Annotated in this window: 2 protein-coding genes; both read left to right on the forward strand. The window is 36.0% G+C overall.

Going from position 1 to position 1,057, the window contains the following annotated elements; all coding sequences use genetic code 11:
• A partial coding sequence (locus tag PL9631_RS26510) for a hypothetical protein (RefSeq protein WP_083624834.1) occupies window positions 1–395 on the forward strand: 395 nt, incomplete at its 5' end.
• A 164-nt stretch (window positions 396–559) separates the two neighbouring features.
• Window positions 560–1,057, forward strand: a 498-nt coding sequence (locus PL9631_RS25800) for an SLOG family protein (protein WP_231516868.1), incomplete at its 3' end; no start/stop codon positions are given.

Here is a 1,057-nt window from a genome sequence, read left to right on the forward strand (position 1 = left end):
GGCTTTTCCATGAGGTTGATTTCAGAAACGGACAACTCAGCAAAGGTTATTTTGATGACAGAATCTATAACTTTAGTCAACGAGTTTATCCGGGTTGTGATATTGGTTTATTAACTTTTGGAGGTTCTCTAGCTGATGGCAAAATCAGTGATGGCAGAATTTCCCCCCATCGTGATCATACCTATGCAAATCCTAAAGCAATTAGTGTTAATCTCGGTGAAGCAATCTTTACTTATGGTGAACCTGAACAAAAAGATTATCTTCTTCAGGATGGTGACATTACCGAGTTTAATTGTAAGGTTCTTCACAGCATTAAGGAAATTATTACCCCAGAAAGATTTAGTCTTGTGTTTTGGAAATTAAATGAATCTAAAGGTTATCAAAGTTTAATTTAGCTTCAATAAAACTCTAGTTAGATTTAATCTAGTTAGGGTTTTTTTTAATGACTATTCAATGATTACCAGTCCCGAATAGACCTCCTTGTATTCAATCATTATAACATAATTAATAACTATTTGCTACCGCTTAACTTCGTTGCTGTTTCTTAATGAATAACCTAATGAATACTGCATTTATTACTGGACATCGACTATTTAATTATCCCTTCTATTACCCCAACCTTCATCAAGGGGTTAATCAATTAACTGATCTTGCTATTAACCGAGGAATCACAACTTTTCTAACTGGAATGGCATTAGGAACTGATGCTATCGCCGCTATTATTTGGGCTGAACGGAATCTAACCTGGAAAGCGATCTTACCCTGTCCTGACCAGGATTCAAAATGGTCTCTCAGACAGCGGGAGGATTATCACCAAATCTTGAGTAAAGCTTCTGAAGTCAAGGTTTTATATCCCCAATATCAACCAGGCGTTATGCAAGCTCGTGACCAATATCTTGTTAATAATTCCAGTCTAGGTTTAGCCGTCTGGGATGGACGAACAACTGGGGGAACTTTTCTAACTATTTCAATGGCACGAAAAACTAAACTACCTTTGATTATTTTCAATCCCAATACTTTTGAAATTAGCTATGAAGAACCCTTAAAACAATTGAAT

It is taken from the genome of Planktothrix paucivesiculata PCC 9631 (assembly GCF_900009265.2).
GTDB classification, from domain to species: Bacteria; Cyanobacteriota; Cyanobacteriia; order Cyanobacteriales; family Microcoleaceae; genus Planktothrix; species Planktothrix paucivesiculata.